Origin of the sequence: Streptomyces sp. NBC_01116 (assembly GCF_041435495.1) — a bacterium.
Lineage (GTDB): Bacteria > Actinomycetota > Actinomycetes > Streptomycetales > Streptomycetaceae > Streptomyces.
This window is the reverse complement of the sequence record NZ_CP108644.1, coordinates 6,135,469-6,151,626: the sequence shown is the minus strand read 5'-3', so window position 1 is coordinate 6,151,626 and position 16,158 is coordinate 6,135,469. Positions and strand designations below refer to the sequence as shown.

Here is a 16,158-nt window from a genome sequence, read left to right as displayed (position 1 = left end):
GACTTCAGCCTCGCAACTTCGGGTCGAGGGCTTCGCGCATGGCCTCGCCGAGCAGGGTGAAGCCGAGGGCGGTGATGATGATCCCGATGGCCGGGTAGGCGGCCATCATCGGCTCGTTGTCGAAGAAGCGCTGCGCCTGGGAGAGCATCACGCCCCATTCGGGCACGGCCGGGTCGGGGTTGCCGAGGCCCAGGTAGGACAGGGCCGCGGCCTCGATGATCGCGGTGGCCAGGCTCAGCGTGGCCTGGACGATCACCGGGCTCAGCGAGTTCGGCAGGATCTGCGTGAGCACGATCCGCTTGCGCCGGATGCCGACCGCCTTCGCGGCGAGCACGTAGTCCGCGCCGCCCTGGACCAGCATCGAACCGCGCAGCAGGCGGGCGAAGATGGGGATCTGGACGACACCCACGGCGATCATCACGGTGGTCAGCGACTGGCCGAGGACCGCGGCGATGGAGACCGCGAGCAGCAGCGAGGGAAGCGACAGCATGATGTCGGTGAAGCGCATGATCACGGTGTCGACGCGCCGGCCGACCTTGCCGCCGAGGGTCGCGGCGGCTCCGGAGAGCACACCGACCAGCGCGCCGACGATCAGCCCGATGAGCATGGAGACGACACCGACGAGCAGCGTCTGCCGGGCGCCGACGAGCCAGCGGGAGAACATGTCGCGGCCCAGGTGGTCCAGGCCGAACCAGTTCTCGCCGCGCATGCCGACGAACTTGCCCTGGTTGGGGAAGACCTCACTGCGCCAGTTCTGCGCGGTGGCGCCGTGCGGGGCCACCATCGGTCCGACGATGGCGACGATGACGAACGCGCCGATGATGACCGCGCCGATGATCGCCATCTTGCTGGAGCGCATCCGGCGGAACGCCTCGCGCCACAGACTGGTTCCGGTGACCGTCTCCGAGCTCTGGGTCAGCTCGGCGAGGCGGTCGACCTTGTCCGCTTTGTTGGTCAGGATCGTCACGTCAGTGCACCCGCACTCTCGGGTCGATGATGCTGTACGCGAGGTCGACCAGCAGGTTGATCAGCACGTACACCATCGCGATGAAGAGAATGAACCCGACGAGGACCGGATAGTCGCGGCCGTCGATCGCCGTACGGATGAAGGAGCCCAGCCCGCCGAAGTCGAAGACGGACTCGGTGAGCACCGCACCGGAGAGCAGGCTGCCGGTCAGCAGGCCGACCGCGGTGATCACGGGCAGCAGGGCGTTGCGCAGGACATGGCGCCCGCGCACGGTCCTCTTGTCGAGGCCCTTGGACTCGGCGGTGCGGATGTAGTCCTCGCCGAGCACTTCCAGCACGCTGGCGCGGGTCATCCGGACGATGACGGCGAGCGGGATCGAGGCGAGCGCGACGGCGGGCAGGATCAAGTGCATGATCGCGTTCCAGCTCGCGTCGAACTCACCGGTCAACAGGCCGTCCAGGACGGCGAATCCGGTGACGTCGGTGGCGTTGAGGCCGGAGTCGAGGCGGCCCTGGCTCGGGAACCACTGGAGCTGTACGGAGAAGATCCCGCGCAGCAGCACGGCCAGGAAGAAGACCGGGATGCAGATGCCGAGCAGCGATCCGGAGACGGAGGCGACGTCCAGCCAGCCACCGCGGTGCTTGGCCGCGAGGTAGCCCATCGGGATGCCGACGACGACGGCGATCAGGATCGCCGCGAGGCTCAGCTCCACCGTGGCGGGGAAGGCGCGGGTGAATTCGTCCCACACCGGCTGGCCGGTCTGGGTGGAGGTTCCGAGGTCGAGCTCGAAGATGCGCTTGAGGAAGCGCCAGTACTGGACGTGGACCGGCTCGTCGAGCCCGAGTGCCCGGTTGATTCTCGCTACTTCGGCTTCGGTGGCCCGCTCGCCCAGGATCGCTGTGGCGGGTCCGCCGGGCAGTCGGTTCAGCCAGAGGAACAGCAGGACCGACAGGCCGAGCAGGGTGGGAATGAGCTGGAGAAGTCTTCTTACGACGAGTCGCAGCACCCCGCATGCCCCTTTCTCACGTGCGTCGATGCGGGTCCGCCCGGCCACCTGGTTGCTGTGGCCGGGCGGACCCGCTGGTGTGCGATTACTTGAAGGAGACCTCGGCGAAGTCCTCCTGCGTGAGCGGGGAGACCTTCGGCGGGTTGACGTTCTTGGCGAACGCGATGGCCGGCGGCGACGAGGAGATCGGCACGCCCGGGACGTACTCCGCGATGACCTCGTTGGCCTTCTTGTAGGCCTCGGTGCGGGCCGCCGGGTCGGTGACCTCGGAAGCGGCGTTCACGGCGTCGAAGACCTTCTGGTCCTTGAAGCCCCACTGCTTGTCCGGTCCGGCGAACCAGGTGCCGATGAAGTTGTAGCCGTCGTTGAAGTCACCGGTCCAGCCGAGCATGTGCAGGGCGCAGGAGCCCGCCTCGGTGGCGTCCAGGTAGTCCGGGGCCCACTTCATGGCCTTCGGCTTGACGGTGATGCCGGCCTTCTCCAGGTCGGCCTTCATCAGCTCGAACATGTCCTGCGGGGCAGGCATGTACGGGCGGGTGACCTCGGTCGGGTAGCAGAAGTCGATGCTCAGCTTCTCCGCACCGGCCTGCTTGAGGAGGTCCTTCGCCTTGGCGGTGTCGAACGGGTACGTCTTCACCTTGTCCGAGTAGCCGGCGACCGTGTCGGGCATGAACTGGGTCGCGACCTTGCCGCCCTCGGGCAGCTGGGTGTTGACCAGGTTCTCGCGGTCGATGGCGTGCGTGATCGCCTGACGGACCTCGGGCTTCTTCAGCGCGGGGTTCGCCGACTGGCTCATCCCGATGTAGAAGATGTTGAAGACGTCACGGGTCGGGACCTCGTAACCCTCCTTCTCCAGCGTCGTCACATCGGCCGGCGCGACCAGGTCGTAGCCGTCGATGTCACCCGCCTGGAGCGCCTGGCGGCGGGTCTCCTCGGTGGAGATGGTGCGGAAGACCAGGTTCTTCACCTTGGCCTTGTCGCCCCAGTAGCCGTCGAAGCGGGTCAGGGAGACTTCCTTGTTCCCCTTGTTCCACTTCGTGATCTTGTACGGGCCGGTGCCGGCGACCGTGCCGGCCTCCTGGCTGTACTTGGGGTACGTGATCGCGTCGCCCTTGGCGCTCGCGTCCTGCTTCTCGTACTCCTTGATGGCCTTCGGCGAGTGGATCGCCAGCGCCTGGAGGGAGAACCCGCCCGGCAGGTTCGCCGAGGGCTCGTTCACCTCGATCACGGCCGTGTTGTCGTCCTTGGCCGTGCAGGACTTGTAGTTGGGCTTGGGCGCCTCGGCGTCCTCGTTCTTCGCGAACCCGCCCATGATGGTCTGCCAGTAGTAGGAGACCGCGCTGGACTGGTACGTGCCCTTCCAGTTGAACCAGTGGTCGTAGTTCGCGCAGACCGCGGCGGCGTTGAACGCCTCGCCGTCGTGGAACTTCACGCCCTGGCGCAGGTTGAACGTCCAGACCTTGCCGGCCGGGTCGCTCGACCACTTCTCCGCGAGGCCGCCGACGAGCTTGCTGCCACCGGGCTCGTGCTCCAGGAGCGCCTCGAAGGCCTGACGGGTGACACGGAACGTCTCGCCGTCACTCGCGAGGGCGGGGTCGAGGGAACCGGGGTCACCGGCTCCGGCGAAGACGAACGTGTCCTTGTCGCCCCCCTTGGAGTTGCCCTCGTCCCGCTCGCTGGAACAGCCCGTGGCGATCAGGCCGACAGCGACCGCTGTCGTGATCGCCCGGACAGCCCGGGACTTGAATATGCGCATGGGTCCACCCCTGGTTCGCCATGTGGTGAGCTTTGATGGCCGCACACTACAGACGGTGCCTGCCGCAAGAGAACAGTCCGGATAGCGGTGAGACCTAGTCGAGACCCGGACAGTTAACAAACCGTCCAGTTCCGGGACATCCTCACGGGGGAAGTTAACAAGCCGGACATCGAAGGGTGTTCGACGGAGGGTGACCACGAGCGGCGAGCCGGTCCCGACCGCGCCGCCCCGGTCCGCCTCCGCTGGCTTGCCCGGCGGTCGGCACCGCGCTGTACGCCTCCGGCACGTCCGCGCCGCGCACCGCCGGTTACGCCGCGGAGGTCACGCGCCTGAACGCCGTCAAGGAGCCCTGAGCGGGCCGACCGGGGCCGCCCGGCGGGCCCTTCCGGGATCGGCGGGCCTCTCCGGGGTCAGCGGACCCTTCGAAGTCAGCGGGGAAGGGGCGGGTAGCCGTAGCCGGGGGCGGCGGCCGGGGGCGGGCCCGCGGGGGCGTGCGCCTCGCGGTCGTAGAACGGACGGGCGTTCGCGCGCAGCCACATGCCGACCGGGTCGTACTCGTCGGACAGGGCGACCGTGGAGACGGGCAGCCCCTCGGGGACCGCCCCGACCGACTGCCGCATCATCTCGCGCACCGATTCGACGGAGGCGCGTCCGGTGTCGTAGAGGTCGAGGCCGATCGCGAGATACGGGACGCCGACCGCGGGGTGCACCCAGGCGCGGCGCAGGGAGCGGATCGCGGGGGTGCGGTGGGCGTTCTGGGTGAGCAGGGCGTAGAACTGCGGGAGTTCGATGGTGGGGTCGGAGAGCCGGAGCGGTCCGGCGGGCAGCCGGTCCAGGCCGGTGGCGATGCGCCGCAGGTCGAGCCAGGGGATGCCGACGCCGCCCCCGGGGGCGTGCGGATTGAGCCAGATACCCCAGCGGTCGGGGAACAGGGAGCGGGCGATGTCGCGTCCGGTGACCAGCTCGTGGGCGCGGTTCCAGCCGCTGGCGGACAGCTCCTGGGCTGAGGTGACGCAGGGGGCGTAGCCCAGGCCGTCGATCTCCATGTTGCCGTACTGGGCGTCCGGTGAGCCGGCCGTGCCGTGCCAGAGCAGCATCCAGATCCGGCCCTCGGCGACCGCGGCGAGCAGCGCCTCGTAGGCGTCGTAACGCCCGGGGGTCACCTGGCGCAGCATGTGCTCGACCTTCCCGGCCGCCGCAGTGCCTGACGCACTCACCCTGGGTTCCGCCCCTCGTCGATCCGTCGCGTGTCGGTCCGTCGCGTTCGCGTGGTCGCTCCCGGGCGCACGGGAGCGACCACGCCATCAAACCAGCTTATGCGCCACTTCTGACACCGACTTGACGCCACGGTCCGGCGGCACCGTCGCCCGGCTGCCTTCCCCGGTCGTCAGTGGGCGTCGTGCCGGTGGGTCAGTGGCCCACGCGGCGGTAGAACGGGCGCACCTTCTCCCGCATCCAGTCGCCGACCAGGTCGTCCGCCACGTCCAGCAGGACCAGATTGACCGGCCAGGGCGTCTGGACCCGGCCGAGCGCGCGGCCGATGGCGTCCATGGGCGCGCTCTGTCCCGCGCCGTCCCAGGTGGCGAACTCGACGCCGACGAAGAGGACCGGGTCGCCGCCCTCGATGCTGGCCAGCGCCCGGCGGGCGGTGCTCACCACTCCGGTGGCCTCGAACTCCTCGGACACGGTGGTGAGGAAGTCGACCGGGTCGTGCTGCCAGTCCGGCTCGAACAGCCGGACCCGGCCGCCGGTGGCGGGCCCGTCCAGGGCGGTGCGGCCGGCCCGGCACAGCTCGGCGACGGCGGGCGGCGGAAGCGGTATGCCGACCGCGCCGCCCGGGTTCACGGCGATGCCGACCTGCGGGGGCAGGCCCCGGGCGAAGTCGCGGGCGGGGGCGACGGTGAAGGACATGTGGCTGCCGACGCAGCTGAGGAACTGGGCCTCGGAGCTGAAGACGGGGACGAAGGCCGCGCCGTCGATCTCCATCATCGGCAGGTCGAGGTCCGCGCTCGCGGGGGTGCCGCCGTTGGGCAGCGGCACCCAGACGGAGCTGCGGCCGAGCACCTCGACGAGGCGGCCGCCCGCGTCGGGGACGCCGAGCGAGGCCGTCAGCACCTCTTCGAGCTCGTTGGCGGGCCACCCCTGCTGGGGGTGCGCCGGTGCGGGTGCCGGAATGTCCACTGCCTCTGGGCCCTCTCTCCACCGCTTCGGCCGCGCCGTGGCGGCCCTCTGCTCAGGCCAGCACCTTAACCGTCAGCGGGCGGCGGAGGTCCCGGCGGCCGTGAAGGAGATCCGGTCGAGCGCTCCCGCGGCCTCGCGGTCAAGCAGCACCGCGGAGGTGCAGCCGGCGGGCAGCAGCCCCTGCTCGGTGTCGCGGAGCAGCCGGGCGACCGCGTGCCGGTGGCGGGCGAAGGCGTAGCCGGAGACCCCGCGCCCACGCTCGCGCTGCCCCTGCCGCGCCACCTCGGGCGTCACGTCGAGCAGGATCAGGTGGAGGGTGCGGCCCCGGCTCACGGCGTGCCGGGCCAGCCAGCGGCGTACCCACGTCTGGGTGCCGCAGTCGTGCACGACGACGGACTCACCGGAGCGCAGGGCGTTCCAGAGGCCGAGGTAGTGCGCGGCGCGGACCAGGGGGCGGTAGAGGGCGTAGGGCAGTAAACCGGGCAGGGCGGCGGCCCAGCCGTCCCGGGTGTTCTGGGAGTCGATGGCGCGGCCCTGCACCGCCCGGCGGATGAGGGTCGACTTCCCGCTGCCGGGGAGTCCGGAGACCACGACGACGTCACCTGCGGTGAGGTCGAGGCCGTACGGGGCATGGCTGGTGCGCCCGCGCAGGTCGCGTACCACCGGCGCGCCCTCCGTCAGCAGCTCCCGCACGGGAGCGCCGGGCTGTGCGGGCATCGCGCCGTTGGCGACCCCCGCGGTCGGTGCCGACCGCTGCAACGTCATCGCCCATCCCCCTGCCGTCGTGTCCCCCACGCCTGCCTCTGAAGTGTAAAGAAAAGGCAATGAGGCACAACCGTCACAGGGCCTGTTGTAGCCGTATTCACCTGCGTGGGGAGCGGACCCCCCACTCTCCCCCAATGCATGCGATGATGACCCCGCCAACTGCATACCGGCCGTTCGAATCCGCGCGGGAGAGTTCCGGCCACAGTGTGAGCCGGGCGCCGAAGGAGCAAGATCCTCCCTTGAATCTCTCAGGCCCCGTACCGCGTGGATGAGGCAGATCTGAAAAGCGAGCCGTTCCGCGGCTCCACCCAAGGTGCAAGCCGAGCCCCCTGATCCGGGGCGCCCTCCAGGGGCATACCCCGTCAGGGGCTATCGGCGAACCTCTCAGGTTCCGATGACAGATGGGGAGGATTCGTCCTGACGTCGTCATGCCCTGGAGCCGTATCCATGAGCACTGCCCCCCGTCTCACCGCCCTCGACGCCCTGCACCGCTCGCTCGGCGCCACCATGACCGACTTCGCGGGCTGGGACATGCCCCTGCGGTACGCCAGTGAGCGCGACGAGCACAACGCCGTACGCACCCGGGCCGGTCTCTTCGACCTGTCGCACATGGGCGAGATCACCGTCACCGGGCCCGAGGCCGCCGCCTTCCTGAGCTACGCGCTGGTGGGCAACATCGCCACCGTCGGCAGCGGCCGGGCCCGCTACACGATGATCGTCCAGGAGGACGGCGGGATCGTGGACGACCTGATCGTCTACCGGCTCGGCGAGAGCGGGGCCAACGAGTACATGGTCGTCGCCAACGCGGGCAACGCGCAGGTCGTGCTGGACGCGCTGACCGCCCGGGCCGGGGGCTTCGACGCCGAGGTGCGCGACGACCGGGACGCGTACGCGCTGCTCGCGGTCCAGGGCCCGGAGTCGCCCGCCATCATGAAGGCCGTCACCGACGCCGACCTGGACGGGCTGAAGTACTACGCGGGCCTGCCGGGCACGGTCGCCGGGGTCCCGGCGCTCATCGCCCGTACCGGCTACACCGGCGAGGACGGCTTCGAGCTCTTCGTCGCGCCCGAGCACGCCGAGCAGCTCTGGCGGGCGCTGACCGAGGCCGGAGCGCCGCACGGCCTGATCCCCTGCGGGCTCTCCTGCCGGGACACGCTGCGCCTGGAGGCGGGCATGCCGCTGTACGGGCACGAGCTGACGACCGCGCTCACCCCGTTCGACGCGGGCCTGGGCCGGGTCGTGAAGTTCGAGAAGGAGGGCGACTTCGTCGGGCGCGAGGCCCTGACCGCCGCCGCCGAGCGCGCCGAGTCCGCCCCGCCGCGCAAGCTGGTGGGCCTGATCGCCGAGGGCCGCCGGGTCCCGCGCGCCGGTTTCCCCGTCGTCGCCGACGGCAAGGTGATCGGCGAGGTCACCTCCGGCGCCCCGTCCCCGACGCTGGGCAAGCCGATCGCCATGGCCTACGTGGACGCGGCCTTCGCCGTGCCCGGCACCGAGGGCGTGGGCGTGGACATCCGCGGCACGCACGAGCCGTACGAGGTCGTCGCACTGCCGTTCTACAAGCGCCAGAAGTGACATTCCGGAAGGACCGGCGGTAACCGGACCTTCTCGACCGCGCGCGGGCGCCACCGGAGCAACGCGCGCGCGGACGTCACGGAAGTGACGTTCCCCCGTCTCACACCGTAAGACCACCGTTCACCAGCACTCCCCCGCGTACAGGAGAATTCAGGTTATGAGCAACCCCCAGCAGCTGCGGTACAGCAAGGAGCACGAGTGGCTGTCGGCCCTCGAGGACGGCGTGGCCACCATCGGCATCACGGAGTACGCGGCCAACGCGCTCGGTGACGTCGTCTACGCCCAGCTCCCGGAGGTCGGTGACACGGTGACCGCGGGCGAGACCTGCGGCGAGCTGGAGTCGACCAAGTCCGTCAGCGATCTGTACTCGCCGGTGACCGGTGAGGTGACGGCGGCCAACCAGGACGTCGTGGACGACCCCTCGCTGGTGAACTCCGCTCCCTTCGAGGGCGGCTGGCTGTTCAAGGTGCGCGTCGCGGAGGAGCCGGCCGACCTGCTCTCCGCCGACGAGTACACCGCGTTCTCCGGCAACTGAGACCTTAAGGGACCCCCTGATGTCGCTTCTGAACTCCTCCCTCCACGAGCTGGACCCGGACGTCGCCGCCGCTGTCGACGCCGAGCTCCACCGTCAGCAGTCCACCCTCGAAATGATCGCCTCGGAGAACTTCGCTCCGGTCGCCGTCATGGAGGCGCAGGGCTCCGTCCTCACCAACAAGTACGCCGAGGGCTACCCGGGCCGCCGCTACTACGGCGGCTGCGAGCACGTCGACGTCGTCGAGCAGATCGCGATCGACCGGATCAAGGCCCTGTTCGGCGCCGAGGCCGCGAACGTGCAGCCGCACTCCGGTGCCCAGGCGAACGCCGCCGCGATGTTCGCGCTGCTGAAGCCGGGCGACACGATCATGGGCCTGAACCTGGCCCACGGCGGTCACCTGACCCACGGCATGAAGATCAACTTCTCCGGGAAGCTCTACAACGTGGTCCCGTACCACGTCGACGAGAGCGGCGTCGTGGACATGGAGGAGGTCGAGCGCCTCGCCAAGGAGTCCCAGCCGAAGCTGATCGTGGCCGGCTGGTCCGCCTACCCGCGCCAGCTGGACTTCGCCGCCTTCCGCCGCATCGCGGACGAGGTCGGCGCGTACCTGATGGTCGACATGGCGCACTTCGCGGGCCTGGTCGCGGCCGGTCTGCACCCGAACCCGGTGCCGCACGCCCATGTCGTCACCACCACCACGCACAAGACCCTCGGCGGTCCGCGCGGCGGCGTGATCCTCTCCACGCAGGAGCTCGCCAAGAAGATCAACTCCGCGGTCTTCCCGGGTCAGCAGGGCGGCCCGCTGGAGCACGTGATCGCGGCCAAGGCGGTCTCGTTCAAGATCGCTGCGGGCGAGGAGTTCAAGGAGCGCCAGCAGCGCACCCTGGACGGCGCGCGGATCCTGGCCGAGCGCCTGGTCCAGCCGGACGTCACCGAGGTGGGCGTATCCGTCCTCTCCGGCGGCACCGACGTCCACCTGGTCCTGGTCGACCTGCGCAACTCGGAGCTGGACGGCCAGCAGGCCGAGGACCGGCTCCACGAGCTGGGCATCACGGTCAACCGGAACGCCATCCCGAACGACCCGCGTCCCCCGATGGTCACCTCGGGCCTGCGGATCGGCACCCCGGCGCTGGCCACCCGCGGCTTCGGCGCCGAGGACTTCACGGAGGTCGCGGAGATCATCGCCGCCGCCCTCAAGCCGTCCTACGACGCGGACGACCTCAAGGCCCGCGTGATCGCGCTGGCCGAGAAGTTCCCGCTGTACCCCGGCCTGAAGTAACACCTGGCCTGCGGTTCCGCACGTTCGGACGGGGCACCGCGCACACTGAAGAGAGTGAGCGCGGTGCCCCGACCCGTGTCCCCCGCGCCACGTTTTGCCCTGCTTGACCCGCTTGACCCGCCAGCCCGTCTCATCTGCTCGACCCGCTTGACCTGCTGACCCGCGGGCCCCACCCCGGCCCGTTCCGCACCACCCGGCCCGTTCCCGCACCACCCAGGCAGACAACGGCGTCTTCCAACCTCAAGGAGTTCTCCCGTGGCCATCTCGGTCTTCGACCTCTTCTCGGTCGGCATCGGCCCGTCCAGCTCCCACACGGTGGGCCCGATGCGCGCCGCCCGGATGTTCGCGCGCCGCCTCAAGAACGAGGGCCTGCTCGCGCACACCGCCTCGATACGGGCCGAGCTGTACGGCTCCCTCGGCGCGACCGGCCACGGGCACGGCACGCCCAAGGCGGTCCTGCTCGGCCTGGAGGGCGAGTCGCCCCAGACCGTGGACGTGGAGTCCGCCGACGGCCGGGTCGAGGAGATCCGCGGCAGCGGCAGGATCAACCTGCTGGGCATGCACGAGATCCCGTTCGACTTCGACGCGGACCTGGTCCTGCACCGCCGCAAGGCGCTCCCCTACCACGCCAACGGCATGACGATCCTCGCGTACGACGCCGAGGGCGCGCCGGTCCTGGAGAAGACGTACTACTCGGTCGGCGGCGGCTTCGTCGTCGACGAGGACGCGGTGGCCGGGGAGAACCCGATCGTCCCGGACGACACGGTCCTCAAACACCCCTTCCGCACCGGCGACGAACTGCTGCGCCTCTCCCGCGAGACCGGTCTCTCGATCTCCTCGATGATGCTGGAGAACGAACTGGCCTGGCGCACCGAGGCGGAGATCCGCTCCGGGCTGCTGGACATCTGGCGCGTCATGCAGGCCTGTGTCTCGCGCGGCATGTCCCGCGAGGGCATCCTCCCCGGCGGCCTCAAGGTCCGCCGCCGCGCCGCGAACTCGGCCCGCCAGCTGCGCGCCGAGGGCGACCCGCAGGCCCACGCGATGGAGTGGATCACTCTGTACGCGATGGCGGTCAACGAGGAGAACGCGGCCGGCGGCCGTGTGGTCACCGCCCCCACCAACGGCGCGGCGGGCATCATCCCCGCCGTCCTGCACTACTACATGAACTTCGCGGCCGGCGGCTGCACCGAGACGGAGAAGGAGGACAGTGTGGTGCGCTTCCTCCTCGCGGCCGGTGCGATCGGCATGCTGTTCAAGGAGAACGCCTCGATCTCCGGCGCCGAGGTCGGCTGCCAGGGCGAGGTCGGCTCCGCCTGCTCGATGGCGGCCGGCGCCCTGGCCGAGGTCCTCGGCGGCTCCCCCGAGCAGGTGGAGAACGCCGCCGAGATCGGCATGGAGCACAACCTGGGCCTGACCTGCGACCCGGTCGGCGGGCTCGTCCAGATCCCGTGCATCGAGCGCAACGGCATGGCGGCGGTGAAGGCGGTCACCGCGGCGCGGATGGCGCTGCGGGGCGACGGCAGCCACAAGGTCTCCCTCGACAAGGTCATCAAGACCATGAAGGAGACCGGGGCCGACATGAGCGTCAAGTACAAGGAGACGGCGCGCGGCGGGCTCGCGGTGAACATCATCGAGTGCTAGGCGGACGGCCCTGACCAGCGCGTTCGCCTCTTTCAGCGCTGGCAGGGCCTTCCCTGCCTACGCGGCGGAAAGTCCCTGGAAAGGGCGTCTGTACACCGGAGCGCGTCTTCGCACGGCTGTCAGTGAACATCTGCTCGCGCTGGTGGAGCGGCGATGCCAACTTCGTGCGCCGTCTGACGTGGCGGTCAGGGTCTCGCAACCGCCGCACGCGCTCCAGGCACTGGTCGAGACCGCGGGTGGACATGGATTGCGAAACACCGGCTCCCAGGCCCGTCGACGGCTGCTTCCGCACGGGCCGGCAGGAACTACCGGGACTGGAACCACCAGATCCCGCCAGTCACCGCAGCGCTGCCGACCGGATGCGCAGCATTTACTGGACACTGGATCGCTGAGCTCGGCGGCGATGAACGCCCAGCGCAACGGACGCCGACACGCCGCCGGCGGCGACGCCGAACCCGACAGCAACGCCAAGCACGAAGGTGAGGCCCATAGCAATCGCGCCCCAGCTGTAGTCCGACCTCGTGCTCGCCAAGCTGGGCAGCGTCACTGCGGCCAAGATCGCAAAGAAGCCCAGATATCCGATGAGTCCGGCGGCGAGTGCAGCGTAAGCAGCCGCTGCCACGGGACGCGGCTCCCGGCCCACGGTAAGGGCGACGCGCGTCGCGCAGACGGCCTGTGCCAGCACGACGACACCCCATACGACGTGCAACGAGCCGAACGGCACGAGCAGTACAGCTGTCAAGGCTGCCCCCACGCCGTACCACAGCCCCTTACGGCGCCCCCAAGTCAACTTCCATGGTCCCTGGCTCGGGCTCGGACCGTGGGCCGCCGACGGTTTGTGTATGCGCGGGCGCCCAGCACCGGCCCTCTGGGCCCGGCGGCGCCGAATTCCCAGCGCGACTGCGGCTGACACACTGCCGACGATGACGCCGAGGGTGACGCCGAGGGCAACGCTGTACCGGGCCCCGACCGCCAGGCAGCTCAGGTTGCCTACGACACCGGCGACGAAGGCCGCGACTATGGCGGCGGCCACGGGGAGCGGGTGGCCTCGGCGATCCGTAGTGCGGGCCACATTTACCGCGCAGCCGACCTGCACCAGCATGACGACGGCGATGACCATGCCCGCCCTGGCGCCGTACACGGTGAGGCAGACAGCCGGCACGGCGGCCACTAGCCCGCACCACAGTCCCTTGCGGAGAGCCTGTCCGAGACTCGCCGAACCCGACCCGGCGAGCGGCAGCACAGCCCCCGCGAGCAGCATCGGGAGAGCCAGAGCGGGAAAGAACGCGAACAGCACAGGCAGTGCGACAAGGGTTGCGAAGCCGCTGAATGCTCCAGCTTCACCGCCAAGCATCGGCATGTACGTCGCAACCCAGCGCCCCAGGCTGAGATAGGCCAACCCAACGGATACCAGGACGGACGCCACCCCCAGGACCGTCCACAACACCCTCTTCGCCGCCCACCCCTCCCGCGCGCCCACCGCGTCCGCCCACGCAGCCACCACCGCGCCCAGCCAGCGTCGCACCGCCCACGCGAACAGCAGCATCAAGGGAAGCCACGCAAAGAACTGTCCCCACACCGAGTCGCCCACATGGAAAAGCGCGGCGACGGTGGTCGGAAACAGACTGCTACCCACCGCCAGGCCCAGCCCCAGGCCGACGCCGACCGCACGACGACCCGGGACCTGCCACTGGGGAGCCCCCTCTCGTACAGTGTCCTGCCACGTCGCCGCCCATACGGCGACCGTGATGAAGACCCCAGCTGCCGCGATCCCCACTCCCTGGACAATGAGCGAGCCGCCCGGCCACGACCCCAGCACGCTCCAGTGGAGGATCACCGCGCCCAACCCCACCGCGCCCCAGTCCCACACACTCGTAGTCCCCAGCAGACGGCTGTCGTGCAATACGGCACGACGGCGCTGGGGCGACGGATGCACGCGCAGCACCTCGGGCCACCGCCTCCGGATGCTCGGGAAGTACGTCGCGAGCATCGCGTCCGTGTGCGCCACGTCCACACCCCACCGGTACACCTGTGCGTCCGCGAACAACTCACGGCTGCGCAGAACCGAGTTGCGCAGCAGCGGAGCCGTCACGGCGAGGACGATCTGTAAGGCCGAGCCGGCGAACGCATAGGCGACGAGAGCACTGTCCGGGGTGGCCCCCTGGAACCCAGGCACAAGAAGGGGGTTCGTCAGGATGTTGAACACCAGCAGCGGCATGAAGAAGCGCCACATCACAATGGTGAGGAATCCCCTGTCGAGGTCGCGGTTGTGAATATGCGCCAGCTCGTGCAGCAGTACCACGCGAAAGGCCACCGGGTCACCCCGCGACAGAGTCTCCAGGCCGCCGGAGAGCACAATGAACCGACGCCCCGGCCGTCCGAAGGCAAGGGCCGAGCAGCGCGGGTCAAGCGGGTCGAGCAGGTACGTCACGGGGACCGCGACGTCGGTGCCGAGCTGGAGCCGGGCCAGTAACGCCAGCAGGTCCCCACCGCCCGGGAGCGCCCCGTCCGACGCGATTCTCGACGGTACGACGCGGCCGATCTCCTCATATCGGCGGCGCCGGATGCGCCAGGCCGGCAGCCACCACACGGCCAGGCCCATCGCCACCCAGAACATCACCAGAGCAACCAGCGACCATCCCGCGAAGTTGTGTGGCGGGCTGCCGCACTCGGGTAGTGCGGTCGGCTGGTCGACGTTTGCCCAGTTCACCTTCCCGATCTGGCGGTACTGCTCGGTCTGGCACCTCTCGTCCGCCGCCACGGCGGCGTCGCTGACGGGCTGGAAGACATCCGCAACATTGTCGGCCAGGGACATCATGAACGCCGAGGGGATGGCCGCGAGCAGAACGAAGCGGAGTGTCGTCCCGGAGACCAACGACGCAGGCAAACGGTTCCGCGACGTGCCAGGAAGGTCAGCCGCGCTCATCACCGCCGTCGTCGTCGGCCGCGCGGGCTGGGTTCGTACCGGTGGCAGCCGTGCGTGTCGCCAGCTCTGCGACGATTCCAGCGGCGACCAACTCGGCCTGTTCGGCCGTCAGTCCCAGCCTACGAGCCTCACTGCCCGCGACCACCCGGATGGTCGCCAGCTGTTCAGGTCCCGGCATCCACTCCGCTTCCCCCTCCAGGGACGGGCTACCGCGCCGGAAAACTCGCCCTGCCCACGCACGCATGCGGCCGGCCAAGGAAGTGGCAGCCTCTTCGAGCACGGAGTCGGCCAGCTTGGCGACGATGTACAGCACCGCCAGGCTCAGCATGGTCGTCACACCATCAGCGCCAATGCCGAGCGGCTCGTTCCGCCGCGCCGCCCGGCGCACTTGACGCCCTGAGGCCGCGTGGAACGTCCTGGCTACAGAAGGAAATCGAGAAATCTCGTGTGGTGCGATGCGCTGCACCACGCCACGGGCCAACTCATCCACGCCGGACGTATCCCGCATGGCTCGTGCTACCGATTTCATCGCCTCTGCCCCGTCCCCGTACGCCACGACGTCGCTCCAGTGACCGTCGTCACACCCATCGCGAGGGTAGCGCGGGCCGCGTCCTGGCGCAGCCGTCATCACAAGACCTACCCGACCCCTCAACCGGGAAGCGTGGGGGCAACTCCCCTGAGGGGAAGGGTTGACCCGCAATGACCTGCGGTCTGCCCCATCAACACGTCATCCACTTCTGGGGCCGCCGCTGACTACGGCTGCCGCGACCAGCGCACCAGCTGTTCACGCTCGTCAGCGGTCAACACAAACTCGACGGAAGGGCGTCCCGAAAGCGACATCCTGGAACCACAGCAACTCGACGCCATGACTTCAGGTGCAGGACACCAGGGCAGCGGCGGGACGCGTGCCGAGGGCGAAGCGAGCGAGCTCCTCGCCGACCCGGTCGAGGGACACCTGTCCGCGCGCTCCACGGTGAGGGTCCGGACGACCGCGACCGGGGTCGTGGCCGCGCACCCCCTCGTTGTCGCGATGGAGGCGCTGCACGGGCGTCAGGGCCCCCTCCCCGTCGCCCTGGGCCTCCGATTCCCGTACGAGCGCGGTGCCACGGGCGGGCCCCGTCCGTCCGCGGCACCGGCTCGCCCGCCGGGGCCCTACTTCGCCGCGTCCAGTGCCGCCAGGGCCTGCGCCCAGCCGACGTACTTCAGGTCCGCGAGGTCGGCCACGGTCTTGACGCCGAACGCCTCCTCGAGGAGGGCGCCCTGCCGGTCCGAGACCCCCTTGAGCGCCGACACCGGCGCCGCCAGCACCTCGGGCACGCTCTTGTCCGCCCACGCCTTGTCCAGCACGTTGCCCAGATCGATCGAAGCCACGTTCGTCCCCTTCTCGTCGCGCGCTCCCCACGGAGCGCGCCCATCCATCTCTACAGACATGTAGAGCATAGGAGAGAAGGGCGGCCCCGGCAGGCAAGGGCAGAAGACCGGCCGGGATTGTCCGAAAGTCCACGCAGCGCCCGCGACGGGGTCAGCCGT

Annotated in this window: 13 protein-coding genes and 1 riboswitch; of the genes, 4 read left to right on the top strand and 9 right to left on the bottom strand. The window is 69.8% G+C overall.

The genetic code is table 11. The features are described 5' to 3' along the window. Positions 1-4: 4 nt before the first annotated feature. From OG245_RS27185 to OG245_RS27160, 6 genes are all read right to left on the bottom strand, one after another. Positions 5-967, bottom strand: a complete 963-nt coding sequence (locus OG245_RS27185) for an ABC transporter permease (protein WP_371626043.1) — start codon at positions 965-967, stop codon at positions 5-7. Between the two features lies 1 nt (position 968). Further along, positions 969-1,973 (bottom strand): ABC transporter permease, encoded by a 1,005-nt coding sequence (locus OG245_RS27180; RefSeq protein ID WP_371626042.1) that lies wholly within the window; start codon positions 1,971-1,973, stop codon positions 969-971. A gap of 85 nt (positions 1,974-2,058) precedes the next feature. Beyond that, positions 2,059-3,729, bottom strand: a complete 1,671-nt coding sequence (locus OG245_RS27175) for an ABC transporter substrate-binding protein (RefSeq protein ID WP_371626041.1) — start codon at positions 3,727-3,729, stop codon at positions 2,059-2,061. A 428-nt stretch (positions 3,730-4,157) separates the two neighbouring features. Continuing rightward, positions 4,158-4,904 (bottom strand): enhanced serine sensitivity protein SseB C-terminal domain-containing protein, encoded by a 747-nt coding sequence (locus tag OG245_RS27170; protein WP_371626040.1) that lies wholly within the window; start codon positions 4,902-4,904, stop codon positions 4,158-4,160. 235 nt (positions 4,905-5,139) lie between these two features. Then, the gene (locus tag OG245_RS27165) at positions 5,140-5,910 is read right to left on the bottom strand and encodes an enhanced serine sensitivity protein SseB (RefSeq protein ID WP_371626039.1); all 771 of its coding nucleotides are present in this window, start codon (positions 5,908-5,910) and stop codon (positions 5,140-5,142) included. A 72-nt stretch (positions 5,911-5,982) separates the two neighbouring features. Beyond that, entirely contained in the window at positions 5,983-6,675 is a 693-nt protein-coding gene (locus tag OG245_RS27160; protein WP_371626038.1) for an AAA family ATPase, read from the bottom strand. 175 nt (positions 6,676-6,850) lie between these two features. After that, a riboswitch (glycine riboswitch) is annotated at positions 6,851-6,948 on the top strand. Positions 6,949-7,122: 174 nt separating this feature from the next. On the opposite strand from OG245_RS27160, the gene gcvT reads away from it, so the two are divergent. The 4 genes from gcvT to OG245_RS27140 all read left to right on the top strand — a co-directional run bounded on the left by gcvT (position 7,123) and on the right by OG245_RS27140 (position 11,702). After that, a complete protein-coding gene (gene gcvT, locus OG245_RS27155; protein ID WP_371626037.1) occupies positions 7,123-8,247 on the top strand; it encodes a glycine cleavage system aminomethyltransferase GcvT in 1,125 nt (374 codons plus the stop codon). A gap of 157 nt (positions 8,248-8,404) precedes the next feature. Next, entirely contained in the window at positions 8,405-8,782 is a 378-nt protein-coding gene (gene gcvH, locus OG245_RS27150; RefSeq protein WP_010060008.1) for a glycine cleavage system protein GcvH, read from the top strand. Positions 8,783-8,801: 19 nt separating this feature from the next. After that, positions 8,802-10,061 carry a serine hydroxymethyltransferase gene (gene glyA, locus OG245_RS27145; protein ID WP_371626036.1) on the top strand — a complete coding sequence of 420 codons (1,260 nt, stop codon included), beginning with the start codon at positions 8,802-8,804 and terminating at the stop codon, positions 10,059-10,061. Positions 10,062-10,316: 255 nt separating this feature from the next. Next, entirely contained in the window at positions 10,317-11,702 is a 1,386-nt protein-coding gene (locus OG245_RS27140; protein WP_371626035.1) for an L-serine ammonia-lyase, read from the top strand. 370 nt (positions 11,703-12,072) lie between these two features. Here OG245_RS27140 and OG245_RS27135 read toward each other — a convergent pair whose 3' ends face one another. The 3 genes from OG245_RS27135 to OG245_RS27125 form a co-directional block, all read right to left on the bottom strand. Beyond that, a complete protein-coding gene (locus OG245_RS27135) occupies positions 12,073-14,628 on the bottom strand; it encodes a M48 family metalloprotease (protein WP_371626034.1) in 2,556 nt (851 codons plus the stop codon). After that, positions 14,615-15,118, bottom strand: a complete 504-nt coding sequence (locus OG245_RS27130; protein ID WP_371626033.1) for a hypothetical protein — start codon at positions 15,116-15,118, stop codon at positions 14,615-14,617. Before OG245_RS27130 ends, OG245_RS27135 begins: the two co-directional genes overlap by 14 nt. A 662-nt stretch (positions 15,119-15,780) precedes the next feature. Then, positions 15,781-15,999 carry a hypothetical protein gene (locus tag OG245_RS27125; protein WP_371626032.1) on the bottom strand — a complete coding sequence of 73 codons (219 nt, stop codon included), beginning with the start codon at positions 15,997-15,999 and terminating at the stop codon, positions 15,781-15,783. Positions 16,000-16,158 lie beyond the last annotated feature (159 nt).

Coding starts and splice junctions, on each gene's coding strand:
- OG245_RS27170 (WP_371626040.1), bottom strand. CDS start 4,904: ATGCTGCGCCAGGTGACCCCCGGGCGTTACGACGCCTACGAGGCGCTG.
- OG245_RS27160 (WP_371626038.1), bottom strand. CDS start 6,675: ATGACGTTGCAGCGGTCGGCACCGACCGCGGGGGTCGCCAACGGCGCG.
- glyA (WP_371626036.1), top strand. CDS start 8,802: ATGTCGCTTCTGAACTCCTCCCTCCACGAGCTGGACCCGGACGTCGCC.
- OG245_RS27175 (WP_371626041.1), bottom strand. CDS start 3,729: ATGCGCATATTCAAGTCCCGGGCTGTCCGGGCGATCACGACAGCGGTC.
- gcvT (WP_371626037.1), top strand. CDS start 7,123: ATGAGCACTGCCCCCCGTCTCACCGCCCTCGACGCCCTGCACCGCTCG.
- gcvH (WP_010060008.1), top strand. CDS start 8,405: ATGAGCAACCCCCAGCAGCTGCGGTACAGCAAGGAGCACGAGTGGCTG.
- OG245_RS27135 (WP_371626034.1), bottom strand. CDS start 14,628: ATGAGCGCGGCTGACCTTCCTGGCACGTCGCGGAACCGTTTGCCTGCG.